The organism is Pseudomonas sp. Marseille-Q5299 (genome assembly GCF_943737035.1).
GTDB lineage: Bacteria > Pseudomonadota > Gammaproteobacteria > Pseudomonadales > Pseudomonadaceae > Aquipseudomonas > Aquipseudomonas putida_E.
The window spans coordinates 504,438-530,695 of record NZ_CALSFR010000002.1 but is presented as its reverse complement, the minus strand read 5'-3'; the positions used below and the strand labels follow the sequence as shown (position 1 = coordinate 530,695).

Annotated in this window: 27 protein-coding genes; 7 read left to right on the top strand and 20 right to left on the bottom strand. The window is 62.3% G+C overall.

The genetic code is table 11. The annotated features are described in order from the left end of the window. Positions 1-102: 102 nt before the first annotated feature. Positions 103-705: a peroxiredoxin gene (locus tag NGJ21_RS06880; protein WP_012273884.1), complete on the top strand. Its 603-nt coding sequence runs from the start codon at positions 103-105 to the stop codon at positions 703-705. Positions 706-776: 71 nt separating this feature from the next. Here the strand turns inward: NGJ21_RS06880 and rnt are convergent, their stop codons facing one another. Both rnt and pyrC read right to left on the bottom strand, forming a co-directional pair. After that, positions 777-1,451, bottom strand: coding sequence for a ribonuclease T (rnt, locus tag NGJ21_RS06875; protein ID WP_046787761.1), 675 nt, complete (start codon positions 1,449-1,451; stop codon positions 777-779). Continuing rightward, entirely contained in the window at positions 1,448-2,494 is a 1,047-nt protein-coding gene (gene pyrC / locus NGJ21_RS06870; RefSeq protein ID WP_046787760.1) for a dihydroorotase, read from the bottom strand. Before pyrC ends, rnt begins: the two co-directional genes overlap by 4 nt. A gap of 130 nt (positions 2,495-2,624) precedes the next feature. On the opposite strand from pyrC, the gene NGJ21_RS06865 reads away from it, so the two are divergent. After that, the gene (locus NGJ21_RS06865) at positions 2,625-3,599 is read left to right on the top strand and encodes a flagellar protein MotY (protein WP_196997581.1); all 975 of its coding nucleotides are present in this window, start codon (positions 2,625-2,627) and stop codon (positions 3,597-3,599) included. Positions 3,600-3,726: 127 nt separating this feature from the next. Then, a complete protein-coding gene (locus NGJ21_RS06860) occupies positions 3,727-4,944 on the top strand; it encodes an argininosuccinate synthase (RefSeq protein ID WP_046787758.1) in 1,218 nt (405 codons plus the stop codon). 295 nt (positions 4,945-5,239) lie between these two features. On the opposite strand, the gene NGJ21_RS06855 is transcribed toward NGJ21_RS06860, so the two are convergent. Further along, positions 5,240-5,698 carry a hypothetical protein gene (locus NGJ21_RS06855; protein ID WP_115273718.1) on the bottom strand — a complete coding sequence of 153 codons (459 nt, stop codon included), beginning with the start codon at positions 5,696-5,698 and terminating at the stop codon, positions 5,240-5,242. Positions 5,699-6,060: 362 nt separating this feature from the next. On the opposite strand from NGJ21_RS06855, the gene NGJ21_RS06850 reads away from it, so the two are divergent. Then, a complete protein-coding gene (locus NGJ21_RS06850; RefSeq protein ID WP_046787756.1) occupies positions 6,061-6,687 on the top strand; it encodes a response regulator transcription factor in 627 nt (208 codons plus the stop codon). Positions 6,688-6,732: 45 nt separating this feature from the next. Here NGJ21_RS06850 and NGJ21_RS06845 read toward each other — a convergent pair whose 3' ends face one another. The 7 genes from NGJ21_RS06845 to metG all read right to left on the bottom strand — a co-directional run bounded on the left by NGJ21_RS06845 (position 6,733) and on the right by metG (position 12,439). Further along, positions 6,733-6,909 carry a PA3496 family putative envelope integrity protein gene (locus NGJ21_RS06845; RefSeq protein WP_046787755.1) on the bottom strand — a complete coding sequence of 59 codons (177 nt, stop codon included), beginning with the start codon at positions 6,907-6,909 and terminating at the stop codon, positions 6,733-6,735. 104 nt (positions 6,910-7,013) lie between these two features. Continuing rightward, positions 7,014-7,652, bottom strand: coding sequence for an endonuclease III (nth, locus tag NGJ21_RS06840; RefSeq protein WP_046787754.1), 639 nt, complete (start codon positions 7,650-7,652; stop codon positions 7,014-7,016). Between the two features lie 4 nt (positions 7,653-7,656). Next, complete coding sequence (locus tag NGJ21_RS06835) at positions 7,657-8,181, bottom strand: Rnf-Nqr domain containing protein (RefSeq protein WP_046787753.1); 525 nt, start codon at positions 8,179-8,181, stop codon at positions 7,657-7,659. Next, the gene (locus tag NGJ21_RS06830; RefSeq protein WP_046787752.1) at positions 8,174-8,776 is read right to left on the bottom strand and encodes an RnfABCDGE type electron transport complex subunit G; all 603 of its coding nucleotides are present in this window, start codon (positions 8,774-8,776) and stop codon (positions 8,174-8,176) included. The genes NGJ21_RS06835 and NGJ21_RS06830 overlap by 8 nt, the downstream gene beginning before the upstream one ends. Continuing rightward, positions 8,773-9,744 (bottom strand): RnfABCDGE type electron transport complex subunit D, encoded by a 972-nt coding sequence (locus tag NGJ21_RS06825; protein ID WP_115273720.1) that lies wholly within the window; start codon positions 9,742-9,744, stop codon positions 8,773-8,775. Before NGJ21_RS06825 ends, NGJ21_RS06830 begins: the two co-directional genes overlap by 4 nt. Positions 9,745-9,752: 8 nt before the next feature. Continuing rightward, positions 9,753-10,301 (bottom strand): Rnf-Nqr domain containing protein, encoded by a 549-nt coding sequence (locus NGJ21_RS06820; RefSeq protein WP_115273721.1) that lies wholly within the window; start codon positions 10,299-10,301, stop codon positions 9,753-9,755. Between the two features lie 92 nt (positions 10,302-10,393). Beyond that, positions 10,394-12,439 (bottom strand): methionine--tRNA ligase, encoded by a 2,046-nt coding sequence (gene metG, locus NGJ21_RS06815; protein WP_115273722.1) that lies wholly within the window; start codon positions 12,437-12,439, stop codon positions 10,394-10,396. A 156-nt stretch (positions 12,440-12,595) separates the two neighbouring features. On the opposite strand from metG, the gene apbC reads away from it, so the two are divergent. Next, complete coding sequence (gene apbC, locus NGJ21_RS06810) at positions 12,596-13,690, top strand: iron-sulfur cluster carrier protein ApbC (protein WP_115273723.1); 1,095 nt, start codon at positions 12,596-12,598, stop codon at positions 13,688-13,690. A 200-nt stretch (positions 13,691-13,890) separates the two neighbouring features. On the opposite strand, the gene NGJ21_RS06805 is transcribed toward apbC, so the two are convergent. Then, on the bottom strand, positions 13,891-14,100 hold the full coding sequence (locus NGJ21_RS06805) for a cold-shock protein (protein WP_012273869.1): 210 nt from the start codon (positions 14,098-14,100) through the stop codon (positions 13,891-13,893). Between the two features lie 330 nt (positions 14,101-14,430). Here NGJ21_RS06805 and dcd point away from each other — a divergent pair, with 330 nt between their 5' ends. Together dcd and NGJ21_RS06795 are read left to right on the top strand one after the other, a co-directional pair. Continuing rightward, a complete protein-coding gene (dcd, locus tag NGJ21_RS06800; RefSeq protein ID WP_012313046.1) occupies positions 14,431-14,997 on the top strand; it encodes a dCTP deaminase in 567 nt (188 codons plus the stop codon). A 98-nt stretch (positions 14,998-15,095) separates the two neighbouring features. After that, positions 15,096-15,323 (top strand): hypothetical protein, encoded by a 228-nt coding sequence (locus NGJ21_RS06795; protein ID WP_046787747.1) that lies wholly within the window; start codon positions 15,096-15,098, stop codon positions 15,321-15,323. A gap of 13 nt (positions 15,324-15,336) precedes the next feature. Here NGJ21_RS06795 and pdeM read toward each other — a convergent pair whose 3' ends face one another. The 9 genes from pdeM to NGJ21_RS06750 all read right to left on the bottom strand — a co-directional run bounded on the left by pdeM (position 15,337) and on the right by NGJ21_RS06750 (position 26,258). Continuing rightward, on the bottom strand, positions 15,337-15,996 hold the full coding sequence (gene pdeM / locus NGJ21_RS06790) for a ligase-associated DNA damage response endonuclease PdeM (protein ID WP_115273724.1): 660 nt from the start codon (positions 15,994-15,996) through the stop codon (positions 15,337-15,339). After that, positions 15,993-18,446 carry a ligase-associated DNA damage response DEXH box helicase gene (locus NGJ21_RS06785; protein ID WP_174142049.1) on the bottom strand — a complete coding sequence of 818 codons (2,454 nt, stop codon included), beginning with the start codon at positions 18,444-18,446 and terminating at the stop codon, positions 15,993-15,995. Before NGJ21_RS06785 ends, pdeM begins: the two co-directional genes overlap by 4 nt. 68 nt (positions 18,447-18,514) lie before the next feature. Further along, complete coding sequence (locus NGJ21_RS06780; protein WP_046787744.1) at positions 18,515-19,630, bottom strand: succinylglutamate desuccinylase/aspartoacylase family protein; 1,116 nt, start codon at positions 19,628-19,630, stop codon at positions 18,515-18,517. Between the two features lie 97 nt (positions 19,631-19,727). Continuing rightward, on the bottom strand, positions 19,728-21,389 hold the full coding sequence (locus NGJ21_RS06775) for an ATP-dependent DNA ligase (RefSeq protein ID WP_174142048.1): 1,662 nt from the start codon (positions 21,387-21,389) through the stop codon (positions 19,728-19,730). Next, positions 21,386-22,402 carry a ligase-associated DNA damage response exonuclease gene (locus NGJ21_RS06770; protein ID WP_115273727.1) on the bottom strand — a complete coding sequence of 339 codons (1,017 nt, stop codon included), beginning with the start codon at positions 22,400-22,402 and terminating at the stop codon, positions 21,386-21,388. Before NGJ21_RS06770 ends, NGJ21_RS06775 begins: the two co-directional genes overlap by 4 nt. Before the next feature lie 106 nt (positions 22,403-22,508). Continuing rightward, positions 22,509-22,847, bottom strand: a complete 339-nt coding sequence (locus NGJ21_RS06765) for a hypothetical protein (protein WP_115273728.1) — start codon at positions 22,845-22,847, stop codon at positions 22,509-22,511. A 108-nt stretch (positions 22,848-22,955) separates the two neighbouring features. Then, entirely contained in the window at positions 22,956-25,397 is a 2,442-nt protein-coding gene (locus NGJ21_RS06760; protein WP_115273729.1) for a penicillin acylase family protein, read from the bottom strand. A gap of 173 nt (positions 25,398-25,570) precedes the next feature. After that, positions 25,571-25,774 carry an SEC-C metal-binding domain-containing protein gene (locus NGJ21_RS06755; RefSeq protein ID WP_012313055.1) on the bottom strand — a complete coding sequence of 68 codons (204 nt, stop codon included), beginning with the start codon at positions 25,772-25,774 and terminating at the stop codon, positions 25,571-25,573. Positions 25,775-25,781: 7 nt separating this feature from the next. Then, complete coding sequence (locus NGJ21_RS06750) at positions 25,782-26,258, bottom strand: LEA/WHy family protein (RefSeq protein ID WP_251961967.1); 477 nt, start codon at positions 26,256-26,258, stop codon at positions 25,782-25,784.

Genomic DNA, 26,258 nt, shown 5'->3' with positions numbered 1-26,258 from the left:
GCCTGTCACCGGAAGCCGTGTATGATGGTCGGCCTTTGTTGGATGTCGGGCAAGCCCGCCTTGGCCTGGCAAACGGTTCTTCACCCTCATCAGGAGATTGCAATGAGCGTACTCGTTGGCAAAAAAGCCCCCGACTTCACCGTCCCGGCTGTACTGGGCAATGGCGAAATCGTCGACAGCTTCAACCTGGCCTCGGCCATCAAGGGCAAGTACGGCCTGGTGTTCTTCTACCCACTGGACTTCACCTTCGTATGCCCGTCCGAGCTGATCGCCCTGGACAACCGCATTCCGGACTTCCAGGCCCGCAACGTTGAAGTGATCGGCGTTTCGATCGACTCGCACTTCACCCACAACGCCTGGCGTAACACCCCGGTCAACAATGGCGGTATCGGCCAGGTCAAATACACCCTGGCAGCCGACATGACCCACGAAATCTGCAAGGCCTACGACGTCGAGTCCGAAGGCGGCGTGGCTTTCCGTGGTGCCTTCCTGATCGACACCAACGGCGTTGTCCGTTCGCAGATAATCAATGACCTGCCACTGGGCCGTAACATGGACGAGCTGCTGCGCCTGGTCGATGCCCTGCAATTCCACGAAGAGCACGGTGAAGTCTGCCCGGCCAACTGGAAGAAAGGCGACAAGGGCATGAACGCTTCGCCAGAAGGCGTTGCTGCTTACCTGAGCGAGAACGCTGGCAAGCTGTAATTGCCGAGCGCATAAAAAAACCGGCCTTCGTGGCCGGTTTTTTTTAGCTTGAAGCTTGAAGCTGCGGCGCCTCAATCGTTGAAATCGCGCCAGCCGCCCATCTCTTTCCAGCGGTTGACGATGCCGCAGAAGAGTTCGGCTGTCTTCTCGGTGTCGTAACGTGCCGAGTGCGCCTCACGGCCGTCGAAGTCGATGTCTGCGCTCTGGCAGGCCCTGGCGAGCACGGTCTGGCCGTACGCCAGGCCAGCCAGGGTGGCGGTGTCGAAGCTGGAGAACGGGTGGAACGGGTTGCGCTTGAGATCGTTGCGCGTCACCGCCGCATTCAGGAAGCCCAGGTCGAAGCTGCTGTTGTGGCCGACCAGGATCGCCCGCTTGCAGCCGTTGGCCTTCAATGCCTTGCGCACGCCGCGGAAGATGTCGGTCAGCGCGCTTTCCTCGCTCACCGCCATGCGCAGCGGGTGGTCCAGCTTGATGCCGGTGAACTCCAGCGCGGCAGCCTCGATATTGGCCCCCTCGAACGGCTCCACACGGTAGAAGTAGGTGTGCTCCGGGAACAGGAAGCCCTTCTCGTCCATACCGATGGTCACCGCGGCGATTTCCAGCAGGGCATCGGTGGCGCTGTTGAAACCGCCGGTTTCGACATCCACCACTACCGGCAGGTAGCCACGGAAGCGCTCGGCCATCGGGTGGCGCGAGCCGCTGCTGGCCTGGCCGTCCTGCTCGTCTTCGTAGAGGTCTTCGCTCACGCGTTGTCCTCCAGCAGGCGCCAACGCAGTTTTTCACCGGCGCGCAGCGGGATCACGGTCTGCTCGCCAAACGGCAGGCTGTCCGGGGCAGTCCATTCTTCACGGACCAGGGTAATCGTGTCGGTATTTGCCGGCAGGCCGTAGAAGGCCGGACCATGCAGGCTGGCGAAACCTTCCAGTTTGTCCAGCGCATTGCGCTGTTCGAAGGCTTCGGCGTACATCTCGATGGCCGCATAGGCGGTGTAGCAACCGGCACAACCGCAGGCAGCTTCCTTGGCGTGGCGGGCGTGGGGTGCCGAGTCGGTGCCGAGGAAGAACTTCGGGTTGCCACTGGTGGCCGCGTCCAGCAGCGCCACCTGGTGGGTGTTGCGCTTGAGAATCGGCAGGCAGTAGAAATGTGGCCGAATGCCGCCGACCAGCATGTGGTTGCGGTTGTACAAAAGATGCTGTGCGGTGATGGTCGCACCGACGTTGGCAGGCGCCTCGGTGACGAATTGCGCTGCATCGGCGGTGGTGATGTGTTCGAACACCACTTTCAGCGTGGGGAAGCGCTCGACCAGGCGACGCATGTGTTCGTCGATGAAGCGTTTTTCGCGGTCGAACACGTCGATCTCGCTGCGGGTCACTTCACCATGCACCAGCAACGGCATGCCGACTTCAGCCAGCGCTTCGATGGCCGGGAAGATATTGTCGATGCTGGTCACCCCGGAATCGGAGTTGGTGGTGGCGCCGGCCGGATACAGCTTGGCGGCGTACACGATGCCGCTGGCCTTGGCCGCGCGGATGTCCTCGGGGCTGGTGCGGTCGGTGAGGTACAGCACCATCAACGGCTCGAAGCGGCTACCGGCCGGACGGGCACTGAGGATGCGCTCACGGTAGGCCCCGGCTTCGTCGGCATTGCGTACCGGAGGAACCAGGTTGGGCATGATGATGGCACGGGCGAAAGTACGCGCCACATCGCCAACGGTATGGGGCAGGACGGCACCATCGCGCAGATGGATGTGCCAGTCGTCGGGACGCAGGAGGGTCAGGCGATCGGACATTGGGGATTCCAGGCGGGTCGAACTCAGGCGCCAATGCTACCGGAAAACCCTCGCCCGAGCACGGCTATCAAGTTTTCCGGCAAGCGTCCGATAGCCTGCCTGTAAGCCGTCAGAATTAGTGGAGCCTCCCGTGCGCCAGCGTTACCTAGCCCTGTTGACCCTGTTCGCCAGCCTGCCGGCCGGTGCATTGACCTTCCAGACCCGCATGGAAAACATCGCCTGGAAAGTCGAGGGTGATCAGTTCGAATGCCGCCTGATTCAGCCGATCGATGGTTTCGGCAGTGGTGAGTTCGTGCGCCGGGCGGGGGAGCAGCCGGTGTTCCAGCTGCGTTCTGGCAGTAATGTGCTGGGGGCCGGTTCCGCTACGCTGCTGGCGGCTGCGGCCCCTTGGCAGCCGGGCCGTGGCGATATCAACCTGGGAGCGGTGCGGCTGGCGCGCACTGGGGTGCTGTTCAGTTCATCCCAAGGCCAGGCCAGCCGCTTGATCAATGGCCTGCTCGATGGCCGCAGTACGGTGGTGCGAAGCTATACCGGGGAGGCGGGGCGGCCGATCGAAGTGCGTGTGCTGCCGGTGAGCTTTGCCAAGGCGTGGAGTGATTATCAGGCGTGTGCCGGCAAGATGTTGGCGATGAACTATGACCAGGTGCGCCAGACGCAGGTGGGGTTCCCTGGAGGGGGCATCGACCTGGATGCCGCGGCGCGGGCGCGACTGGATGTGGTCCTGGATTACTTGAAGGCCGATCCGACGGTCAACCATATCGAGCTCAATGGCCACTCCGACAACAGCGGCAATCGCTTGACCAACCGTGATACCTCACGGCGCCGTGCGTTGGCGGTTGCTGATTACTTCAAGGCCCATGGGGTACCGGAGGAGCAGATCACCGTGCGCTTCCATGGCGAACGTTATCCGTTGGTGAAGAACAACAGCGCCGCAAACCGCGCACGCAACCGGCGCGTCAATATCGAACTGGATCGTGTCACGCCGGCCGAGAAACCTGCGGCCCAACCTGTCCAGCATCCGGCCCCAGCGACGGCCCCCGCTACGGCGCCTGCGCCAGGCCCCGCCAGCGCTGCTCCTGTGCCGCCTGCTGCGAAACCTTCCTGACGCTGCAGGGCGTCGCCCCTTTGACAGTTCCTGTCGCTTTGTCGTCAGAAGCTGTCGCCCCACTGTAAATTTATCCGCAACGCCGGTAGAATCGACCCCTTTCCGTACAACCCCGTGGAGTGATGGCATGGCGGACGTAAAAAAGGTCGTACTGGCGTATTCCGGCGGCCTTGATACTTCGGTGATTCTCAAGTGGCTGCAGGATACCTACGACTGCGAAGTGGTGACGTTCACCGCTGACCTGGGTCAGGGCGAAGAAGTCGAGCCGGCTCGCGCCAAAGCCCAGGCAATGGGCGTCAAAGAGATCTATATCGACGACCTGCGCGAAGAGTTCGTGCGTGACTTCGTCTTCCCCATGTTCCGCGCCAACACCGTCTACGAAGGCGAGTACCTGCTGGGTACTTCCATCGCACGTCCGCTGATCGCCAAGCGCCTGATCGAAATCGCCAACGAAACCGGCGCTGACGCCATTTCCCACGGCGCCACCGGCAAAGGCAACGACCAGGTCCGTTTCGAGCTGGGTGCCTATGCACTCAAGCCGGGCGTCAAGGTCATCGCCCCATGGCGCGAGTGGGACCTGCTGTCCCGCGAGAAGCTGATGGACTACGCCGAGAAGCACGGTATCCCGATCGAGCGCCACGGCAAGAAGAAGTCGCCGTACTCGATGGACGCCAACCTGCTGCATATCTCCTACGAAGGCGGTGTTCTGGAAGATACCTGGACCGAGCACGAAGAAGACATGTGGCGCTGGAGCGTCTCGCCGGAGAATGCTCCGGACCAGGCGACCTACCTCGAACTGACCTACCGCAATGGTGACATCGTCGCCATCGATGGCGTCGAGAAGAGCCCGGCCACTGTCCTGGCCGACCTGAACCGCATTGGCGGTGCCAATGGTATCGGCCGTCTGGACATCGTCGAAAACCGTTACGTGGGCATGAAGTCGCGCGGCTGCTACGAGACTCCGGGCGGTACCATCATGCTCAAGGCTCACCGTGCAATCGAGTCGATCACTCTCGACCGCGAAGTCGCTCACCTGAAAGACGAGCTGATGCCCAAGTACGCCAGCCTGATCTACACCGGTTACTGGTGGAGCCCGGAGCGTCTGATGCTTCAGCAGATGATCGATGCTTCGCAGGTCAACGTGAACGGTGTTGTGCGCCTGAAGCTGTACAAGGGCAATGTCACCGTGGTCGGCCGCAAGTCCGACGACTCGCTGTTCGATGCCAACATCGCGACTTTCGAAGAAGATGGCGGCGCCTACAACCAGGCCGATGCTGCGGGCTTCATCAAGCTCAATGCACTGCGCATGCGTATCGCTGCCAACAAAGGCCGCGCGTTGCTCTAAGGCTTCAAGCGTATTGCATGAACCCCGGCTTGGGGCTAATGCCAGTCAGTTAGCGTCATTAGGGCTGCTACGCAGCCCATCGCCGGCAAGCCAGCTCCTACAGGTACAGCGCAGACCTCAAGTACTGCGCGGCCCCTGTGGGAGCTGGCTTGCCGGCGATGGGCCGCAAAGCGGCCCCATATGGCTTAACTGACTGGCATTCGGCCCCGGCCGGGGTTTTTGTATGCACTTCCCAATACCCACCTGCCCGACAATCCGTGAAGAAGTTTTCCTCGGCTGCAAGATCGTGTACCGCTCAATTTCTCAGGTGTGTCGCGTTTTCCGGTAACTCACAGACCGACACGCGAAAACACTGCTGCTTGTCCAGATTGCAGTATATCCAGGTGCCCCCTGTAACTTGAGGTTGTGCAAGCGTCCTCAGTACATGTTGCTCGATCATTCTTTGCGCATCAGGGCCCGAGAGCATGACCGTTACAGGTTCTGCTTCGAAAGTTGTCGGTTGCGGCGTACTGGTTGCACCGTCAACGGAAGTACTTTCGGGCTTGTAAAGTGATTTGTAATTGAAGTTGAGTGTCAGGAAAAATAGCCCCGTCAGAAAAAATGGAAAGCCCACTAAAAACCAGGTATAGAGACTCTGACTTTTTTCGCTGAGAAACGGAAGTGTTGCCAGTGCAGAGGCCTCGATGATGCCTGCAAAGATGGCGATGATCGTCATTGGGGCGGTGGGTTGGGCGGTGGGTTGGTTTGCAGCCATGATGTTGGCCTCCTGCGTTTTTGCAATCAATACCCTACCGAGCCGCTCAACCAAATTATGCACCGTTTCCGGGGGGGGAAATTGATCCCGGCATTTCGGAATGTCTGAAACAGGTTTTTATTTTGATGTTGGATTGATTGTTGAATTATGCAGGTTTTCATCTCTGTTTCGAGGAAGAATGCGCTTCTGCGGCTAAACAGGTATTCCTATTGGATGATTAGTTGTGCTTTGTAGGAAAATTCCTAAACCGACGTAAGGTTCATCTATTCATGTGTTTGCGCGGAGAATTGGCGCGCCATAATGCGTGCTGCTCGGTTATGGTGGCGCGTCGTCAAAGCAAATAATGAATGAATGGATATCGCATGAATAAAGTCCTTATCGTGGATGATCATCCTGTCATACGCTTGGCAGTGCGCATGCTGATGGAGCGGCATGGATACGATGTGGTCGCGGAAACCGACAACGGCGTGGCAGCTTTGCAGCTAACCAGGAAGCACCTGCCCGATATCGTGGTGCTGGATATCGGCATTCCCAAGCTCGACGGGTTGGAGGTCATTGCCCGCATGGCCTCGGCAAGCCCGGGCAGCCGGGTGCTGGTGCTTACCTCGCAGGCGCCCGGGCATTTCTCGATGCGTTGCATGCAGGCGGGGGCTTCAGGGTATGTGTGCAAGCAACAGGAGCTCACCGAACTGCTCAGTGCGATCAAGGCCGTGCTGTCTGGTTACAGCTATTTTCCCAACCAGGCATTGCACAAGTCGCGCGGCCGGGTTGGGGGAGCCAGCGAGACGGAGATGGTCGATCGCCTGTCGGCACGGGAAATGATGGTGCTTCAGCAACTTGCCCGGGGCAGGTCCAACAAGGAGATAGCCGACAGCATGTTCCTCAGCAACAAGACGGTCAGTACCTACAAGACCCGTTTGCTGCTCAAGCTCAATGCTCACTCGCTGGTGGACTTGATCGAATTGGCCCGGCGCCATGGCCTGACGTGACCCTGAATACAGATAGCCTCCTTGAGGGAGGCTTTCTCGGTGTCGTTACAGGTCGTAGTCGAAATCGGCGAGTTGCCGTTGCAGGCGCCGCTCTTCGAGGAGGTTGTCAATGGTGCGACGCTTGCTCAGGTTGGTCTTTGCGGTTTCAACCAGAGGTTCGGCGTCGTCTTCAGCTGTGACAAAGTCTTCTTCGATCGACAGTTCGTCTTTATCGGTACTCATGAGTCGCTCCAAGCCAAGGGGCCATTGGCCGTCCTTATAGCGAGAAAGCGAAGTTTGGTAAAAAAGATTTTTTCAATCGGGACGTGCATGAAGTCGCTATCGAATCAATCGTCCGACGTCTTCTGCTTGAACTCGCACAGGTCTTCGATCCGGCAACTGCCGCAACGTGGCTTGCGTGCCTGGCACACGTAACGCCCGTGCAGGATGAGCCAGTGATGGGCATCGAGCAGATAATCCTTGGGTACGAACTTGAGCAGTTTCTTCTCGACTTCCAGCACGGTCTTGCCCGGCGCGATACCGGTGCGATTGCTGACCCTGAAAATATGCGTGTCGACCGCCATGGTGGGCTGGCGGAAGGCTGTATTGAGTACCACGTTGGCGGTCTTGCGGCCAACACCGGGCAGCGCCTCTAGCGCTTCACGGCTTTGCGGAACTTCGCCTCCATGCCGTTCGATCAGCAAGCGGCAGGCTTCGATCACATTCCTGGCCTTGCTGTTATACAGCCCAATGGTCTTGATGTACTCGCTCAGGCCTTCGACCCCCAGTGCGTAGATGGCGTGGGGGGTGTTGGCGACCGGGAACAGGCGGGCAGTGGCCTTGTTGACGCCGACGTCGGTGGACTGTGCAGACAGTGTCACGGCCACGAGTAGTTCGAAAGGGGTGGTGTAAGCCAGCTCTGTCTTGGGGTCGGGATTGTCTTCGTGCAGCCTGCGAAAGATCTCCAGGCGTTTTGCGGCATTCATGGGGTCAACGCTTTCCTTGACGACGTGAGAGGGCGGGGCCCGGGCGTAGACGATTGTACAAGGCCAGCAGCATGCCGAGCAGTATCAGTGCGCCGGGAGCAAGACTGGCCAAGGGTATGCCCAGCCCCTCGGTCAGCCACTGACGGATAACGCCAAGCGACAGGCAGAGGCCCATCAGGCCGGTCATCTGCAGGCAAAGTTGACGCCAGCGGTCCTTGTCTACCAACAGGTGGTCCGTAACCAGGCACTGCAGGCAGATCAGCGCCGGGAAGTAACCCAGCGCCAGGGCAAGCGGCAACGCCCAGGCGCGCAATGCCATCTGCAGGCAACTGACAAGGGCCGCTAGCAGTAGCAGGCTTGCCAGCGTGTACAGCGCACCGCCAAGCCTTGAGCGCACAAGAGTCAGCAGGGCCTGGTGAAGCACCGTCAGCACCAGCATGCTGGTGCCGATGACGGCGGCTTGAGTGAGCGTGCGTGTGGCGCCGAGTACAGGCGCAAGGCCTGCCACCAAAAGCCAGAACCTAGTCATGGGCGAGCGTCCCGAGCAGAAGTGCACGATGCTGGTCGAAGTAGCGCAGGGCATCCTGCTGTGCCTCGATCACCGCACGCGAAGTGACCGTCGCGCCGGCCAGCTGGTCGAAATCACCTTGGTCGCGCTTGAGTGCCCAGCGATCCTCCAGGCGACGGTCGGCAAATTGCGCGAGCCAGTTCACTTGCGGGTCGCTGATGCGTCCTCCGAGCCCCGGGCTTTCCTGATGGTCGATCACTTGTGTGCCGATCAGTCGACCTTGCACGTTTATGGCAATGGTCAAACGGATTGGTGCGGCGTAACCCTGTACCTGGCTAACCAGGACGACGGCTACGGGGGTCGTGCCGCGGTCAGCACGGTAGGCGGCCATTATGCGGCTATGCGGCGGTTGTTCTGCAGGGAGTGGCACCGGGGTGCTCAGTGGCTGATTGTCATAGCTGTGGGGGGGCAGCACCGAGAGAAACCGGCGTGCGTAAAACTGTTGCTCGGCCTCGGCGATGGGGGCGCGGGTCCAGCGCTGCCAGGCCAACGTGCTCGCCAGTGCCAGGCTGCCCACTGCCAGCAGTATCAATGCGCTGCGCACGTGGCGCCTCATGGCCTCACCTGCCGGTACCGCAAGGCAAGGCGGTCCAGCGAGGGTACCGCAAGGTTCATCAGCAGGATGGCGAAAGCGGTACCATCGGGGTAACTGCCCCACGTCCTGATCAGGTAGATCAAAGCCCCTGCGCTCAGCCCGAACAGCAGCCTGGCAACGTCGGTCTTGGGGCCGGAAACAGGTTCCGTGGCAATGAAAAACGCTGCCAGCATGGTCGAGCCGCTGAGCAGGTGTAGCAGTGGTGAGCCGTTGGAGTCCGAGCCGGAGCCATTCCAGGCCAGCAGGCTGAACAGAAACAATCCTGCCAGCAAACCTGCAGGCGCATGCCAACTGAACACCTTGCGCTGCAACAGAAAAAGCCCACCCGACAGGAACGCCAGATTGACCCATTCGATGCCATGGCCGCCAACGTTGCCGAAGCCTGGGTGGCTGGCGAACAGCTCATCGATGGTCAGGCTACGGTTGTGCCTGAGGCCGTCGAGTGCGGTGGGCCCAGCCCACGCATCGATCTGCTCGCCATGGGCAAAGACCAACTGCAGACTATCGCTCAAGCCTGGCGCTTGTGCCGGCCAGTGGTTCATCTGCAATGGGAAGCTCAGCAGCACGAAGGCGTACCCAACCATCGCCGGGTTGAACACGTTACGGCCGGCCCCGCCGAAAGCTTGCTTGCCCAGGCCTATGGCAACCCCCGCTGCAATCACCGGCAACCACCACGGCGCCCCGGTGGGCAGGGCGAGGGCCAGGAGCACTGCAGTGACCAAGGCGCTACCATCGCTCAGTGCCGATGTGACCGGTTGGTTACGCAACGCCAGCGCTGCCGCCTCGCAGCAAACAGCGGTGATCGCGCACAGCCCCAGGCTCCAGAGCAGGCCCCACCCCAGTAGCCAGAACGAAGCCAGCAGGCCAGGCAGGCAGGCCAACAAGACCAGGCCCATGGCTTTGCGCAGGCGTGGGTCAGGTGGTGCCATGGTCGGGCTCATTGCGTGAATATGCCGTTGAGGCCAGAGAACGCCATACCCATCACACTGGCGCCAAGCAGGGCGATGGGTAGGCCGCGCAGTGCGCCTGGCACCTGTGCGTGTTCGCAGCGCTGACGGAGGTCGTCGAACAACGCCAGCGCCAGCCAGAAGCCAAGCCCCGCCAGAACCCCCCAGCTCAGCGTGGCCAGCCATTCGCCCTGTTCACCTATTGCCTGAAGTGTCATGCCCAGTGCCATGACATTCCCCAGTATCGGCCACATGAGGCTCTGCGTGGGCCACTGCGGGCGCAGCCTGGCAAGCGTCTGGGGGATGCCCCACGCGAGTAGCGCCTGCCAGGGCAGCAGCAAGAACATACGCAGGTCCTGCAGTTGCCAAGGCGCCACGATCCAGTGTTCAAGCAGTTGGCCGCCGGTGACTGCCAACATTATCGACAACGCGCAGGCCAGGCCGCACACATGTACGCGCAGCCGGGAGGCAGGCTGTCGGTGCAAAAGCAGGTGGCTGACCAGTGCGGCGCTGATCAGAACCAGGACATAGTCGTTCATGCAAATGACGATAGCCGTGAATCGCCTGCGCTGTCCGGCAATGCGCAAGGAGGATGAAAAAGCCCCGGCGGTGAGGCCGGGGCTGAGGGGGGTTACTTGATACGCTGGCCTGGCTTTGCGCCACTGTCAGGGCTGAGCAGGTAGATTTCTTCACCGCCAGGGCCTGCTGCCATGACCATGCCTTCGGAGACGCCAAAGCGCATTTTCCGTGGCTTGAGGTTGGCAACCATCATGGTCAGGCGGCCTTCGAGCCTGGATGGATCAGGGTAGGCCGACTTGATACCCGAGAACACATTGCGGCGTTCGTCACCGATGTCCAGGGTCAGTTGCAGCAGCTTGTCGGCACCCGGCACCGCTTCGGCCTTGACGATCAGCGCCACGCGCAGGTCGACGGCAGCGAAGGTGTCGAATTCGATCTCTGCCGACAGCGGGTCCTTGGCCAGTTCGCCATTGCCGGCCGGTGCCTGCGCCTGGCCTTCGGCTGCCAGCAGGTCTTCCTTGCTGGCGGCAATCATGGCTTCGACCTTGGCAGGTTCTATGCGGCTCATCAGGGGCTTGAACGGGTTGAGCTTGTGGCTTTCCAGGCGCGACAGGTGGTCGCTCCAGGCCAGTGGCGCGACATTCAGGAATGCCTCGGCGTCGGCAGCCAGCACCGGTAGTACCGGCTTGAGGAAGATCACCAGTTGGCGGAACAGGTTGATGCCCTGGGCACAGATCGCCTGCACTTCGTCCTGCTTGCCTTCCTGCTTGGCCAGCGACCAGGGGGCTTTGTCGGCGATCCAGGCATTGGCACGGTCAGCCAGGGCCATGATCTCGCGCATGGCGCGGCCAAAGTCGCGGGCCTCGTAGGCTTCGGCGATGCCCGGGGCAGCAGCCAGGAATGCCTCGGTCAGCTCCGGGGCTGCGTCGCCGGCAACCATCACGCCGTCATTGCCTTTGTGGATGAAGCCTGCGCAGCGGCTGGCGATGTTGACCACTTTGCCGACCAGGTCTGAGTTGACCTTTTGCACGAAGTCCTCAAGGTTCAGGTCGAGGTCATCGACGCCGCGCCCCAGCTTGGCTGCGTAGTAGTAACGCAGGTATTCGGGCTGCAGGTGATCCAGGTAGGTGCGGGCCTTGATGAAGGTGCCGCGCGATTTCGACATCTTCGCGCCGTTGACGGTCAGGTAGCCGTGCACGTTGACCGCTGTCGGCTTGCGCAGGCCCGCGCCTTCGAGCATGGCTGGCCAGAACAGGGCATGGAAGTTGACGATGTCCTTGCCGATGAAATGGTACAGCTCGGCCTTGGAGTCTTTGTTCCAGAACGCATCGAAGTCCAACTCTGGGCGGCGCGCGCACAGGTTCTTGAAGCTGGCCATGTAGCCGATCGGCGCATCCAGCCAGACGTAGAAGTACTTGCCAGGCTCGCCCGGGATCTCGAAACCGAAGTACGGCGCATCACGCGAGATGTCCCACTCTTGCAGCCCGGAGTCCAGCCATTCGGCGAGCTTGTTGGCCACCGCATCCTGCAAGGTGCCGCTGCGGGTCCACTGCTGCAGCATGGCCTGGAAGTCCGGCAGCTTGAAGAAGAAATGCTGCGAGTCGCGCAGCACCGGGGTGGCACCGGAGATGGCCGACTTGGGGTTTTTCAGTTCGGTCGGCGCGTAGGTGGCGCCGCATTTTTCACAGTTGTCGCCGTACTGGTCGTCAGCCGCACACTTTGGGCAGGTGCCCTTGATGAAACGGTCGGCCAGGAACATGCCCTTTTCAGGGTCGAAGTACTGGGTGACCGAACGGGTGGCAATGTGACCGGCGTCGCGCAGGCGCGAGTAGATCAGGCTGGACAGCTCGCGGTTTTCTTCACTGTGGGTGGAGTGGAAGTTGTCGAAATCCACCAGGAAGTCGGCAAAATCGCTGCTGTGCTCGGCCTGTACATTGGCAATCAGTTGCTCCGGCGTGATGCCTTCCTTTTCGGCGCGCAGCATGATGGCCGAACCGTGGGCGTCATCGGCGCAGACGTAGATGCACTGGTTGCCGCGCATCTTCTGAAAGCGAACCCACATATCCGTCTGGATGTACTCGAGCATATGGCCAAGGTGGATGGACCCATTGGCATAGGGCAGGGCGCTGGTGACGAGAATCTGACGTGGCTCGGACATGGTGGCTCGGCTACTTATCTGGCTCGGGGTAAATTGAAGGTGATCGGCCACTATAAAGGGCTGGCGAATATATTTCACCCCATGGACGCAACGGCTGACGATTGACGGGTTAGGATAGGCGCCTGTTCGATCAATCGTATGCCAATGGGAGCCTCCATGAGTGCCGTCACCCGTGCCGCCGTCGAAGGCGTGCTTCGTCAGTACACCGACCCTTATCTGAACCAGGACCCGGTCAGCGCCGGCTGTGTGCGTGCCATCGACATCCAGGGCGGGCAGGTCGCTGTGCAGCTGCAACTGGGGTATGCCGCCGGCTTGTTCAAAAATGGCTGGGCGCAGGTGCTGCAGACCGCAATCGAGAACCTAGACGGTGTCAGCTCGGCCCAGGTAACGATCGACTGCGTGGTCGCCGCGCACAAGGCGCAGGCCCAGGTGCCGGCCATGGCCAACGTCAAGAACGTCATTGCCGTGGCTTCGGGCAAAGGGGGCGTCGGCAAATCGACCACAGCCGCCAACCTGGCGCTGGCCCTGGCTCGCGAAGGTGCGAGGGTAGGCATTCTCGATGCGGATATCTATGGCCCCAGCCAAGGGGTGATGTTCGGCATCGCCGAAGGTACCCGCCCGCAGATCCGCGAGCAGAAATGGTTTGTACCGATCAAGGCGCACGGCGTGGAGGTCATGTCGATGGCGTTCCTCACCGATGACAACACGCCGATGGTCTGGCGTGGCCCGATGGTTTCCGGCGCGTTGCTGCAGCTGGTGACCCAGACAGCCTGGGATGGCCTCGATTACCTGGTGATCGACATGCCCCCGGGAACCGGTGATATCCAGCTGACCCTGGCGCAGAAGGTGCCGGTGGCAGGTTCAGTGATCGTCACCACGCCGCAGGACCTGGCGCTGCTGGATGCCAAGAAAGGTGTGGAGATGTTCCGCAAGGTCAACATCCCGGTGCTTGGCGTGGTGGAGAACATGGCGGTGCACATCTGCTCGAACTGCGGCCATGCCGAACACTTGTTCGGTGAAGGTGGCGGCGAGAAGCTGGCCGCGCAGTATGGTGTCGAGCTATTGGCTTCGCTGCCCTTGTCGATGCTGATCCGTGAGCAGGCTGACAGCGGCAAGCCGACGGCGATTGCCGAGCCGGAAAGCCAGATCGCCATGGTCTACCAGGAGCTCGCCCGTCAGGTGGGTGCGCGGATCGTGCTGCAGGAAGCGGCAGCACCGGCGATGCCGAGCATTACCATCAGCGAGGATTGAATAAGCGGGGGAGCCTGCGCAGCCTGCATGTTGGCGATGATGCAGCTCCACGGGCGACATGGCCCGCCGCATGAAATGCCGGGGCCGCTTTGCGGCCCTTTACGACCGGTCCGGCGCCCCGGCAAGGCAGCCCTTGCAAACGGCCATAAAAAAACCCGCCAGAAGGCGGGTTTTTTTGAAAGCGAGGAAGCTAAATCGACTTAGGCGATTTGAACTTCTTCAGCCTGCATGCCTTTCTGGCCGCGGGTAGCGACGAAAGTAACAGCCTGGCCTTCTTTCAGGGTTTTGAAGCCGTCAGCTTGGATGGCTTTGAAGTGTACGAACAGATCGTCACCCGACTGAGGGGTGATGAAGCCGTAGCCTTTCTCGTCGTTGAACCACTTAACAGTACCGTTTTGACGGTTGGACATTTTTCTGTCTCCTTGGACAAAGTTGATAACGGTCAGGAAAAACCCTGCCCGGGACTGAGCGCAAAGAGAGCAGAAAATTCAGCGTTGGGCCGATCAGGATCGTGCATCAAACTAGAGATTCTCGGTGTCACGTGCAGCACAGTGGTGTCACCTTAACCCACTTTCCGCAACCTGCCAATCACCAAGATGGCCTTTGATGAAATTCAGATCGGCGGCGGGCGCCAAGCCCCATCTGACGCGGGATGTGGTATGGAACTTTAACCTGAGCGCCGGGACCGGTAATATGCGCTTCTCGTTTTTTCACCTCGCAACTCTCAGGACACCCCCGCCATGAGCATCAAATCGGACAAGTGGATTCGCCGCATGGCGCAGGAACACGGCATGATCGAACCGTTCGTCGAGCGCCAGGTGCGCGGCGAGCACGACAGCCGGGTGATCTCGTTCGGCGTCTCCAGCTACGGTTACGACGTGCGTTGCGCCGACGAATTCAAGGTGTTCACCAACATCAATTCGGCCACCGTCGACCCGAAAAACTTTGACGCCGGCAGCTTCGTCGACGTCAAGAGCGATGTCTGCATCATCCCGCCGAACTCCTTTGCCCTGGCCCGCACCGTCGAATACTTCCGCATTCCGCGCAACGTCCTGACCATCTGCCTGGGCAAGAGCACCTATGCCCGTTGCGGCATCATCGTCAACGTCACCCCGCTCGAGCCAGAGTGGGAAGGCCACGTGACGCTGGAGTTCTCCAACACCACCACCTTGCCGGCCAAGATCTACGCCAACGAAGGCGTGGCGCAGATGCTTTTCCTCGAATCCGATGAAGAATGCGAAGTGTCGTACAAAGACCGTGGTGGCAAGTATCAGGGCCAGCGCGGCGTCACCCTGCCACGCACCTGAGCCGACGAGCGCGGGGAATTAGTTTTCGCTCGGGTACTCCAAGCTAATGAACAGTGCCGCCATGCATGATGCGTGGCGGCCCTCGTCAGGAGTTGCCCATGAAACTCGATCCCGTAATCAGTGCGAAGCTGGCTGTGCTGCAGCCCAACCAGATCGGCTTGCTGGCATGGTCCCTGCTGGCCCATCCTGCCCCGATGCATCTGGGCGGCGTACCCGGTCAGCCCGACCCGGATACCCCGCAACCGGCCCAACCTGGCGATACGCCGCCCATGGAGCCGGGTGAGCCAACCCTGCCCGACGAACCTCCACCTGCGCCGGTGGCATGAACGCTCGATGAGATCAGACTTGCAGGGCCCAGACTTGATCTGTGCCCGCAAGGTAGATGCGACTCCCTAGGCCGGGCTCGACAGTCCATCCCCCGGTGAATTCACCGAACGCCGGTAGCAGGCTGACCTGCTGGTCCATCAGGAAGCAGGGCAGCCTGAGCCGCTGACGAGCGCGCCCGCGCAAGACGAATACCGGATGCACATGGCCGCACAGCACCGGGTGATCAGGGTGTGCGACCGGTTCGTGCTGGAGCGCGAACGGTGCCAGCAGCCAAGGGTCTTCCTCCACTTCAATGTCCAGCTGGGCTGGTGGATCGCCGGCATGGCGGTCATGGTTGCCGCGTACCAGCACGATGCGCAAACCGCCGTGCTGTTCTCTCCAGGCCTGTAACTGAGCCATCGTTGCAGGCGCGTGCGCCGTTCGGGCGTGCAGGAAATCGCCAAGAATGATCAATTGTTCGCACTCACAGGCTGCCAGCAGAGCGTCCAGGCGCTTGAGCGTGGTTTGGGTGGTACCGCGCGGCACGGGTTGATGCAGCGCGCGGTAACTGGCGGCTTTGCCGATATGCACGTCAGCGACCAGCAACGCTCGCCGGGCAGGCCAATAGAGCGCGCGGTCCGGCATCAACCACAGTGTTTGCCCGCAATGCTCGATGACCAGGTGCGTACTCATGCCTTCCTGCTCGCTGCTTGTTCAAGGTCCGCGACCATGCGCGCAATGCGATCGGCCAGTTTCTCTGTGGTCAGGGTCTCACGCATGCCTTCGACCAGTAACGTGAAAGCCAGTGGCCCGGGCCGTTGCAATTCACGCACATCCAGGCGCAGCTTGCTCATCCTGGCCAATTGACCTTGCAAGCGTTCGATCTCCAGTTCCTCACGCAGCACCTCATCCCGCGCCTGGCCAAGCAGCAGGTTATCGGCGTCATGCTTGCGAAACACCTCGTAGAACAGCCCGCTGGAAGCCTGGATCTGCCGGGTGCTTTTCTGCGCGCCTGGGTATCCGCCGAACACCAGCCCGGAGATCTGGGCGATTTCGCGAAAACGCCGCAAGGCCATTTCACTGGCGTTCAGGCTAGCCAGTACATCGTCCAGCAAGTGCTCGGTGGACATCGCTGCGGGCAGGTGGCCTGCCCAGTCCACAGGGGCCGGGCTAAGCAGTTCGAAGCCGTAGTCGCTGACGGCAATGGATACCGATAGCGGTTGGTTGCGGCTGACTCGCCAGGCAATCAGGTTGGCCAGACCAAGGTTGGCCATGCGGCCGGCAAACGGGTAGACAAACAGGTGCGAGCCTTGGCGTGTGGCAAGGGTTTCGGCCAGCAGCGTCTGCGTGGTAGGCAAGGCCGACCACTGGCCTTGGAGTGCGAGCAAGGGCCGCACCGTGCGCATTTCTGGATCATCGAAATGGCCGCGGGCTGCGGCGTCGAGTTTCTCCACCAGGGCATCGGCCAGTTCGCTGGACAGCGGCATGCGCCCGCCATTCCAGCGGGCTACGGCGGCTTTACGGGCGGTGCTGCGGCGTACATAAGCGGTCATGTTCTCCACCCTCACAAGCTCGAGTATCCGCCCGGCGAACACCAGGGTATCGCCTGGACGCAGGCGGGCGATGAAGGCTTCCTCGACACTGCCCAGATGCTTTCCGCCGCCGCCTTTGCTCCAATACTTGAGCTGCAGGCTGGCGTCGCTGACGATGGTGCCGATGCCCATGCGGTGGCGCCGCGCCAGGCGCTCGCTGACGACCCGCCATACGCCATCGCTGTGGGCCTCGACGCGCTGGTAATCGGGGTAGGCACTGAGCGAGCTGCCGCCGTGGCAGACGAAGTCCAGTGCCCACTGCCACTGGCTGTCGCGCAGATCGCAAAAAGCCCAGGTGCTACGTACCTCGGCGAGTAGCTCAGCGGGGCGAAAGCCGCAGCCCAACGCCATGCTGACCAGGTGCTGAACCAGTACATCCATGCACAGGCGCGGGGAGCGACGGGCCTCGATATGGCCCGCCGCAAGTGCACTGCGAGCGGCTGCGGCCTCGACCAGCTCCAGGCTGTGAGTCGGCACCAGGGTGACCCGCGACTGGCGCCCCGGGGCGTGCCCGGAGCGCCCGGCCCGTTGCATCAGGCGGGCGACGCCTTTGGCCGAGCCAATTTGCAACACCCGTTCCACGGGCAGAAAGTCCACACCCAGGTCCAGGCTGGAGGTACAGATCACTGCCTTGAGCGTGCCCTGCTTGAGGCTCAGTTCCACCCAGTCGCGGGTAGCGCGGGCCAGCGAGGCGTGGTGCAGGGCAATTTGCCCGGCCCAGTCGGGACGGGCGTCAAGCAGGGCCTGGTACCACAGTTCGGCTTGGGCACGGGTGTTGGTGAAAACCAGGCTGCTGGCGCTGCTGTCGAGCTCCCGGGCAACCTGAGCGAGCATCTTCAGGCCCATGTGCCCGGCCCAGGGAAAGCGTTCGATGGCCTCGGGCAGGAGTGTGTCGACGACCAGGCGCTTGTCCTGGCGGCCCTTTATCAGCTGGCCACCCTTTGGCACCAGTACCTCGAGCGCATGCGGCAGGTTGCCCAGGGTGGCAGACAGCCCCCAGGTCACCAGTTGCGGATGCCAGCGACGCAAGCGTGCCAGGGCCAATTGCAGCTGTACGCCGCGTTTGTTCCCGAGCAGTTCGTGCCATTCATCCACCACCACCATGCGCAGGCTGGCGAAATCATCGCAGGCATTCGCACGCGTCAATAGCAGGGTCAGGCTCTCGGGTGTGGTGATCAATGTACTCGGCAGGCGTCGGGCCTGGCGGGCGCGCTCGGCGCTGCCAGTGTCGCCGCTGCGCACGCCGACACTCCAGTTCAGGCCAAGGTCGTCCAGCGGCGCTTGCAATGCGCGTGCGGTATCGGCCGCCAGCGCGCGCATCGGGGTAATCCACACGACCTGCAATGGCGCCGGCTGACGCCCTGCGCGCGGCTTGGCGAAGGTGCGCAGTGCCGCCAGCCAGAGGGCGTAGGTCTTGCCGGCGCCGGTACTGGCATGCAGCAGCCCCGACTCGCCACGGCCGACTGCGGCCCAGGCTTGGCGCTGGAAGGCGAAGGGCTTCCAGCCGCGCATGCGAAACCAGGCATTGGCAATGTCGGGAGGGCTTGGCATGGGGCCGTCGGGTCCTTCGAAGGTTGTGCTTCTACTGACCACCGGCCCGGCGGTTTGGTTTTACCGGGTCAGTTGGCCAGCAGGTAGCCGCTGCGACACACCTGTTCACCGGCGACATGTGCGATGACCATGCCCGTCGTGGCCATGCGCCGAACGCTGCGGGCATACAGCAGGCCAGGCTGGCGGTTGTGCACGGCAGTCACCCGGTCGCTGAGCGGGTCGATGACTTCAGCGACCAGTTGCCCGGCTTCCAGATACTGACCGGGGCGGGCGTGATACACCAGCAGCCCGCCCAGCGGGGCCGATATCGGCTCGACGGCGGCCAACGGGGTCGCAGCCCGGGGCAGGGGTGGCAAGGGCACTGCAGGGCCTTCGATGACTCCGGCGTGAATCAGGTAATCGAGGATCGCCTGGCAGTCATGGCTGGCCAGGTCATGGCTGACATCGGCCTGGCCGCGCAACTCGACAGTTACCGACACGCTACCCAAAGGGATCGGGAAACGCTTGCCGAAGCGTTGCTGCAACTGCCACCAGACCAGGCTGAAGCATTCGTCGAACGACTGCCCGCCGGAGTCGGTGGCCAGCAAACTGGCCTGCGCACCCAGGTAGCGAGCCAGCGGCTCGACCTGAGGCCAGGCTTCCGGGGTGGTGTAGAGATGTTCTACCGCCTCGAAGTCGCAGTGCAGGTCCAGGACCAGGTCGGCATCGCAGGCCAGCCGCTGCAGGGTCAGGCGCTGGGACTGCAGGGGGGTGTGTGCCGGGTGTGCATCCAGGCCACGGCGCAGGTACTCACGAATCAAGGCAAGGTTGTGGTCGGCGTCCTGGGTCAGATGGCCCTCCACCTGGTCGCCAATGCTGTCGGAAAGGTCGACGAAGTTGCGGTTGAAGTTCTCGCCGCTCTGTAATTCGAAACGACCCAGTGGTGCGTCCAGCATCACTTGCTCCAGGCCTACCGGGTTGGCCACCGGCACCAGGACGATTTCGCGGCGCAGGCGCCCTTGCTGCTCCAGTTCGGCCAGGCGACGCTTGAGGTGCCAGGCGACCAGCATGCCGGGCAACTCATCGGCATGCAGCGAGGCCTGTATGTACACCTTGGCGCCACCGCGCGGGCCGAAGTGGAAGCTGTGGAGTTGGCGAATGATGCCCGGTACGGGCGAGAGCAGGTCGTGTGTCGAATGGTGCATGGTGGTCCTGGCTGCGTGGCGAAAACGGTCTGCGACACGGGTCGGCACAAAGATAGAAGCATAATTTTAGCCAGTATGCTTCACCGTGCTGCCTTCTTCAGGCCAGCAGTGCCTGCAGGGTCGCCAGGTCATCGGCCTCCTCCACAGGTTTATCCAGGCGCCAGCGCAGCATGCGCGGAAAGCGCACGGCTATACCGCTCTTGTGCCGTTTTGACAGGGCGATGCCCTCGAACCCCAGTTCGAACACCAGGGTTGGCTTGACGCTGCGCACCGGTCCGAAGGTCTCTACCGTGGTCTTGCGAATGATTGCATCGACCTTGCGCATTTCTTCATCGCTCAGGCCCGAGTAGGCTTTGGCAAAAGGTACCAAGGCACGCTCGGGGTCGCCGGGTGGCCCGCTCCAGACCGCGAAGGTGTAGTCACTGTACAGGCTGGCACGCCGGCCGTGGCCGCGCTGGGCATAGATCAGCACGGCATCTACGCTGAACGGGTCGATCTTCCACTTCCACCACACCCCCATGTCCTTGGTCCGGCCCACCCCGTACAACGCATCGCGCTGTTTGAGCATCAGGCCCTCGACGCCCAGGCTGCGCGATCGTTCGCGCTGGATGGCAAGCGCGTGCCAAGTCTGCCCTTCGAGCAGAGGCGAAAGCAGTACCGGGGCCAAGGGATAGCTTTCCACGACACGCTGCAATTGCTGGCGGCGCTCATATTGGGGGCGGCTACGCCAGTCCTCGCCTTGCCATTCCAGCAAATCGTACGCCTGCAATACCACCGGCGCATCGGCCAGCAGCTTCTTGCCCAGCGTCTTGCGGCCAATGCGCTGCTGCAGTAGTGCGAAAGGTTGCACGGCCAGTGCCTGGTCGTTGCCCGAATCAGGCTTCCAGACCAGGATCTCACCGTCGAGCACGACGCCGTCGGGAAGGCTCTGCGCCAGGCTGTGCAGCTCCGGGAAGCGGTCGGTGACCAGTTCTTCGCCGCGTGACCACACCCACACCTGGCCATCGCGCTTGACCACTTGTGCGCGGATGCCATCCCACTTCCACTCGATCTGCCAGGCGCTGGGCGGGCCGAGCAGGGCGTCGAACTGTTCGATGGGGGCCTGCAGGGCATGCGCCAGGAAGAACGGGTATGGTTGGCCACCACGTTGGCTATGTTCGTCGGCCGATTCAGCGGCGATCAGCTTGTGGTAACTGTTGGCTGTCGGGCGATGGCTGATGTCGGTATAGCCCACCAGGCGCTGAGCTATGCGTTTGGCATCCAGCCCCGCCAGCTGCGCCAGTGCCCGGGTGACCAGCAGCTTGGACACGCCCACGCGAAAGCTGCCAGTGATCAGCTTCAGGCACAGCATCAGGCTGGGGCGATCCAACTGTGCCCACAGTGGCGGCAGGCGCTGCTGGACCTCTTCGGCGGGCAGCCCACGCAGTGGCAGCAGATGGGCTTCGACCCAATGGGCCAGCCCGCTCTCGCTACCTTGCTGGTTTTCAGGCAGCAACAAAGAGATGGTTTCCGCCAGGTCGCCCACGGCCTGATAGCTTTCTTCGAACAACCAGCCCGGCAGCCCGGCCAATGCCGTTGCCAGCTCGCGCAGCACCCGGGTGGGCACCAACTGCCGTGGCCGGCCACCGGACAGAAAATAGACAGCCCAGGCGGCGTCCTCGGCGGGGGCTGCGGCAAAGTAGTCGCGCAACGCTTGCAGTTTGGCATTGCTGGAGGTGGTGGCATCCAGGCGCAGGTAGAGCTGGGCAAAGGCCTTCATGCCTCAGCTTCCATTGCTGGAGCGTCGTCCTCGTCACCGTACTCGGTAACGAACGCTCGGGCATCGAGGCCACGTTCGCTGAGGTAGCGTACCAGCACGTTGACCGAGCCGTGGGTGACCATAACCCGCTCGGCGCCGGTCTGTTCGATGGCCCATAGCAGCCCAGGCCAGTCTGCGTGGTCGGAGAGTACGAAACCGCGGTCTACGCCGCGCCGGCGTCGCGTGCCGCGCAGCAGCATCCAGCCACTGGCGAAGGCATCGCTGTAATCACCGAAGCGACGCATCCAACTGCTGCCGGCGGCAGAGGGGGGCGCCAACACGATGGCCTGGCGCATGAGCGGGTCATTACGGGGAATATCACCGGCATAAAGGGTTTGTGGCAGGTGTACACCGCCCTCTCGGTATACCTGGTTCAGCGGCTCTACTGCGCCATGTACCAGGATCGGCCCGATGCTCGGATCCAGGCCATGGAGGATTCGTTGAGCCTTGCCGAACGCATAGCAGAACAGCACGCTGGCCTTGCCCTGCTCGCGATTGGCCCGCCACCATTCATTCACCCCCGCTAATACCTGTGCCTGGCTGGGCCAGCGGTAGATGGGCAGGCCGAAGGTCGACTCGGTGATGAATGTGTGACAGCGCACCGGCTCGAACGGAGCACAGGTGCCATCCGGCTCGACTTTGTAGTCCCCGGAGGCAACCCAGACTTCGCCGTCATGTTCCAGGCGCACCTGTGCCGAGCCCAGTACGTGCCCGGCCGGGTGCAGGCTCAGGGTGACGCCGTGGTGGCGGATACGCTCGCCGTAGGGCAGGGCCAGTAGGTCGATATCCTGGCCCAGGCGGCTGCGCAGTATGCCGGCCCCTGGGGCTGCGGTCAGGTAATGAGTGTTGCCACGACGGGCATGATCGCCATGGCCGTGGGTGATGATGGCGCGCTCCACGGGCCGCCAAGGGTCGATGTAAAAATCACCGGGCGGGCAGTAAAGGCCTTCGGGGCGGGCGATGACGAGGTCCATGGCGATGCCTGGCAAGAGGGCTTACAGGCTCAGAGCATCAGCGGGGCGTGGAAGTTCGCGTGGTGTTGGCAGCCAGCCCTGCACGTCAGGGCTGGCTGCGGGCTATTCAGCGCAGGGCCATTTTCCAGGCCGCGCCTTTGGTCTGCGCCACGCTGATTTTTTCGGCGTAGGCGATGTTCTTGATGAAGCCGCCATGCACCAGCCGTGGGGAGGTATGGAAGTAGTCCCAGGTGGTGGTGCCGTCATGGCTCTGCAGGTCTTGACTGTCGTAAGGGATTTCGAGGGTGACTGGCGACGCGGTTGCTGGCGTCGAGAAATCGCCGTCGATCATGCTGTAGCCTGCCTTGTCGTTACCGGCCCACAGCTGAATGTCAATGGTGCTGCCCTCCGGTACGGCCAGCGATGCAGGCCAGGACACTTCGATCGTGAGGGTTTCTTTGCTCATGCTGAACATCCTTTTTTGATGGGTTGACCGCACTCGCTGTCTGAACGAGCGCGGCAAGAAAGGATGCTAAGCACCGAGGCTTGAGGGATACAGATGGAAACGCTGGGCCTATCGGCCTGGCACCAGGGTCAGCCGCTGGTTGCCATAGGCCCGGGCAAAATGCTGCGGCTGTATTGGCAGGCTCATGAACCGGCCCTTGAACCAGGCATCGAGCCCATCGCTGAAATGGGCACTGGCCGGGTTACCGGATTGTCCGGTGCTGGTCAGTACCTGTAGTGGTTCTGCCTGGCCAAAGTCGACGATCATGCGTGCCGAGGCCGGCAGGCGGGTGTCGAAATCGCTGCCCCACGCATAAGGCGTCAGGGCCAGGGTGCTGAAGTCACCGCCAGCCGCCTGTGGCGATCGGCTGAGCGCATCGCCCAGGCCGTGGTAAGCAGGGGCAGGCCAGCGATATTGGTGCAATTTGCCCCATTGCCAGGCGCGGCGGTCGGCACCCAGCTGGGCTGTACCTGCATCCACGGCAGCGGCCAGGCTGCGGGCCAGGATGGCCGGTTTGTCTTCCTTCTGCGCCGTGGTGCGATCATCCCAGAACGGGCTGTCTTCGCGGCCAAGCAGGTGGTCGGCCTGGGCCGAGTAGGACAGGCGCGCATTGCTGACGAACGCCTGCCAGGCAGTGCCGGATTGCGGGCCGAGGTCGTCGAGGAAGGTCTGGAGCGCCACTTCCTGTAGGAACAGCTCATACAGCGCGGCATCCGCTGATACCGGGCTCAGGCGACCATCGAACGCCTTGAGGCGGGCCAGCGCGTCGCGGGCCTTGTCGCGCTGGGCGGCTGGCAGAGCGTCGATCGCTTGCTTGAGCGGTTGGGCCATGCCAGGGGCGTCGAACATCTGCTTGAGCTTGTCGGCCAGCAGCGTCTGCTGGTCGTTTTGCAGGGCCATCAGGCTGCGGCTGTCGTGACGGCCATTGCCGGCCAGCTGGCCCAGGCGCTCGGCGCGTTCGGGGTAATACCAGGTGTTGGACAGCTGCATGCCGTAGCCGCGTGGCAAGCTGCGCTGGTTGGCATGGGCGATCCAGCCGGCCGGCGGGTCCTGGTCGTAGGGGTGCAGCATCGGGTCGGCGTAACCGTCCCAGTCGTAGCGACCCTCCCAGCCCGGAGATGGCAGCAGGCCCTGGCCCTCACGGCGGTTCGGGTAGCGGCCGCTGACTTGCCAGCCAATGTGCTCAGGTTCGGCAAACACGAAGTTGAGTGCGGCAGCCGCCACCTCGCGGGTGCTGTCAAACGCGCGTTCCACGGTTTGCGCTCGGGTCAGGTCGAACAGCGCATCCAGGCTGCGATCACCCTTGGGCTGCGGCAAGTTAAGGGCCAGCCCAAGGCTGGGGCTGCCGGTCTGGGCGAGCAGGGTACCGTGGCGGGTGTCGTACATCACTTCGCGCAGCGGGCGTTGGCCACGGACGAAGAAGGTTTCGCTGCGTGCGCGAGCGGGCAACCACTTGCCGTCGGCCAGGTAGCTGACCTGGCTGCCCTGATGGCGCAGCCGTTCCAGGTACAGGTCCTGGTTGTCGGCCATCACCGCGCTGCTGCTCCAGGCCAGCTTGCCGTTGTAGCCGGCCAGGACGATGGGCAGGCCCGGCAACGACAGGCCTGCAACCTGGTACTTGCCGGTGTGGATCTGCACCGGGCTCAGGGCCCAGGCTGCGCGGCTGTCGCTTGCCAACAGGCTTTTTCCGCTGCGGCTGCGTTGCGGGCCCAGGGCCAGGTTGGCCGAGCCCGGGCTGCCGAGCAGGTTCAGGTCGGCGAGCTTCTGGCTGGCGGCTGCCAGCGCAGCCAGGCCCGGTAGTTGGCTGCTCAGGTTCAGACCCTTCAGCTTGTCTGCCTCAGCTTCAGCCAGGGGTTCGTCTGGCGCGCCAGGCAGCAGCCAAGGCAGCTTATCGCTGCCGACCTTTTGCGCCAGGGTCAGGGCGCTGAGTTCTTCCTGCAGGTTCACCGACTGGCTGAAGGCATACAGGCTGAAGATCAGCGCCGAATCCTCGGGCTTCCAGTATTCCGGGCGGTAGCCGCTGCTGGCGAGGTTGGCCGGCAGTTTGTCGCGGTAGCGGAACAGGTAGGCATTGACCCCGCGGGCGTAGACTTCGAAGAAGCGCTTGAGCCGGGGCGAAGCATCGGCGTACAGCTGGGTGGCGTTGTGCTTGAGGTTGGCAGCGCGCATCAGGCGGTCGATGTCCAGCGCCTCGCTTCCGGCCAGTTCCGCCAGGCGGCCTTGGGCCAGCAGGCGCATGGCGAGCATTTGCCCGATACGGTCGCCGGCGTGGACGTAGCCGAGGCTGAACAGTGCATCATGGAAGCTGCTGCTTTCGATCAGCGGTGCGCCCATGGCGTTGCGGCGCACCGAAACATTCTGCGCCAGGCCTTTGAGCGGCTGCACGCCGGTGGTCGGTGGCACACTGTCCTGATAGCCGCCCATCTGGCAACCGGCAAGCCCGAGCATGCCGAGCAGCGTGGCAGCGGTGGCGAACCGTGGGCGGAAGGGAGGAAGGACGGGGGCGGCCATGACAAGGGCTCCTGCAAGGCGTGGCGGGGTTCGAATGGCGCTAAGGTAGTGAGCGCGCAGGCGCCGTGCAAGGTGCGGTGAAGCTTTATTTACCAGCGGTCGGTAGCTTCAAGCTGCATGAGGTGCGGGCCTGCATTTTCCTGCAACTTGAAGCTTGCCGCTTTAAGGCTTGATCAGGCCCCGTGGCACTTCTTGAATTTCTTTTCGCTGCCGCACGGGCACGGGTCGTTGCGGCCGACGTCCTTCAATGCATTGCGAACCGGCTCCTGATGGCCGTGATTGCAATGCGGGCCGTGCACATGGCCGTGGTCGTGATCGTGGTGATGATCGTGTCCGTGGTTGCAGTCGGGGCCATGAACATGGGGTTGTTGGGTCATTGCAGGGTTACTCCGGTAAGAAATCACCGGGGATTATCTCACCACTGCGCGATAAGTGCAGGTCCCGGTGGATGATCAGCCCGGTCTCGAGTTCGCCTTGCAAGCGGTAGTGCAGCGGCTGCTCGCTCTTGAGCAGTTTGGCCAACGGCTTGAGCTGGCGCCACAGATTGGTCCGCGCAGTGATCTTCAAGGTGCGCCGGGCATGCCCGCCGACACTGCGCCAGACACTGGCCTGATCCTCTACCAGCATCAGGTCGTTGAGCCAGACCGAATAAGCCAGGTTACGAATGAACAGGCGGCTGTCATTGGGGTTGTCGACACGCAGGTGCAAGACGAACTCCTGCTCCAGCAAGCGCGCCTTGACTGTTTCGACCCTGACCAGGTGCACCTGCGGGTCGCGCCAGTCATCGTCACCCCATATCGCGCAACCCGCCGGCAACGTCAGCAGAGCGCTGAGCAGGAACAGGCGGGCCAGGGCGATCAC

Bases quoted from the DNA above. Each gene is read 5' to 3' on its own strand.
- NGJ21_RS06880 (WP_012273884.1), top strand. From the start codon at position 103: ATGAGCGTACTCGTTGGCAAAAAAGCCCCCGACTTCACCGTCCCGGCT.
- pyrC (WP_046787760.1), bottom strand. From the start codon at position 2,494: ATGTCCGATCGCCTGACCCTCCTGCGTCCCGACGACTGGCACATCCAT.
- NGJ21_RS06860 (WP_046787758.1), top strand. From the start codon at position 3,727: ATGGCGGACGTAAAAAAGGTCGTACTGGCGTATTCCGGCGGCCTTGAT.
- NGJ21_RS06855 (WP_115273718.1), bottom strand. From the start codon at position 5,698: ATGGCTGCAAACCAACCCACCGCCCAACCCACCGCCCCAATGACGATC.
- NGJ21_RS06850 (WP_046787756.1), top strand. From the start codon at position 6,061: ATGAATAAAGTCCTTATCGTGGATGATCATCCTGTCATACGCTTGGCA.
- NGJ21_RS06845 (WP_046787755.1), bottom strand. From the start codon at position 6,909: ATGAGTACCGATAAAGACGAACTGTCGATCGAAGAAGACTTTGTCACA.
- nth (WP_046787754.1), bottom strand. From the start codon at position 7,652: ATGAATGCCGCAAAACGCCTGGAGATCTTTCGCAGGCTGCACGAAGAC.
- NGJ21_RS06835 (WP_046787753.1), bottom strand. From the start codon at position 8,181: ATGACTAGGTTCTGGCTTTTGGTGGCAGGCCTTGCGCCTGTACTCGGC.
- NGJ21_RS06830 (WP_046787752.1), bottom strand. From the start codon at position 8,776: ATGAGGCGCCACGTGCGCAGCGCATTGATACTGCTGGCAGTGGGCAGC.
- NGJ21_RS06825 (WP_115273720.1), bottom strand. From the start codon at position 9,744: ATGGCACCACCTGACCCACGCCTGCGCAAAGCCATGGGCCTGGTCTTG.
- NGJ21_RS06820 (WP_115273721.1), bottom strand. From the start codon at position 10,301: ATGAACGACTATGTCCTGGTTCTGATCAGCGCCGCACTGGTCAGCCAC.
- metG (WP_115273722.1), bottom strand. From the start codon at position 12,439: ATGTCCGAGCCACGTCAGATTCTCGTCACCAGCGCCCTGCCCTATGCC.
- apbC (WP_115273723.1), top strand. From the start codon at position 12,596: ATGAGTGCCGTCACCCGTGCCGCCGTCGAAGGCGTGCTTCGTCAGTAC.
- NGJ21_RS06805 (WP_012273869.1), bottom strand. From the start codon at position 14,100: ATGTCCAACCGTCAAAACGGTACTGTTAAGTGGTTCAACGACGAGAAA.
- dcd (WP_012313046.1), top strand. From the start codon at position 14,431: ATGAGCATCAAATCGGACAAGTGGATTCGCCGCATGGCGCAGGAACAC.
- NGJ21_RS06795 (WP_046787747.1), top strand. From the start codon at position 15,096: ATGAAACTCGATCCCGTAATCAGTGCGAAGCTGGCTGTGCTGCAGCCC.
- pdeM (WP_115273724.1), bottom strand. From the start codon at position 15,996: ATGAGTACGCACCTGGTCATCGAGCATTGCGGGCAAACACTGTGGTTG.
- NGJ21_RS06785 (WP_174142049.1), bottom strand. From the start codon at position 18,446: ATGCCAAGCCCTCCCGACATTGCCAATGCCTGGTTTCGCATGCGCGGC.
- NGJ21_RS06780 (WP_046787744.1), bottom strand. From the start codon at position 19,630: ATGCACCATTCGACACACGACCTGCTCTCGCCCGTACCGGGCATCATT.
- NGJ21_RS06775 (WP_174142048.1), bottom strand. From the start codon at position 21,389: ATGAAGGCCTTTGCCCAGCTCTACCTGCGCCTGGATGCCACCACCTCC.
- NGJ21_RS06770 (WP_115273727.1), bottom strand. From the start codon at position 22,402: ATGGACCTCGTCATCGCCCGCCCCGAAGGCCTTTACTGCCCGCCCGGT.
- NGJ21_RS06765 (WP_115273728.1), bottom strand. From the start codon at position 22,847: ATGAGCAAAGAAACCCTCACGATCGAAGTGTCCTGGCCTGCATCGCTG.
- NGJ21_RS06760 (WP_115273729.1), bottom strand. From the start codon at position 25,397: ATGGCCGCCCCCGTCCTTCCTCCCTTCCGCCCACGGTTCGCCACCGCT.
- NGJ21_RS06755 (WP_012313055.1), bottom strand. From the start codon at position 25,774: ATGACCCAACAACCCCATGTTCATGGCCCCGACTGCAACCACGGACAC.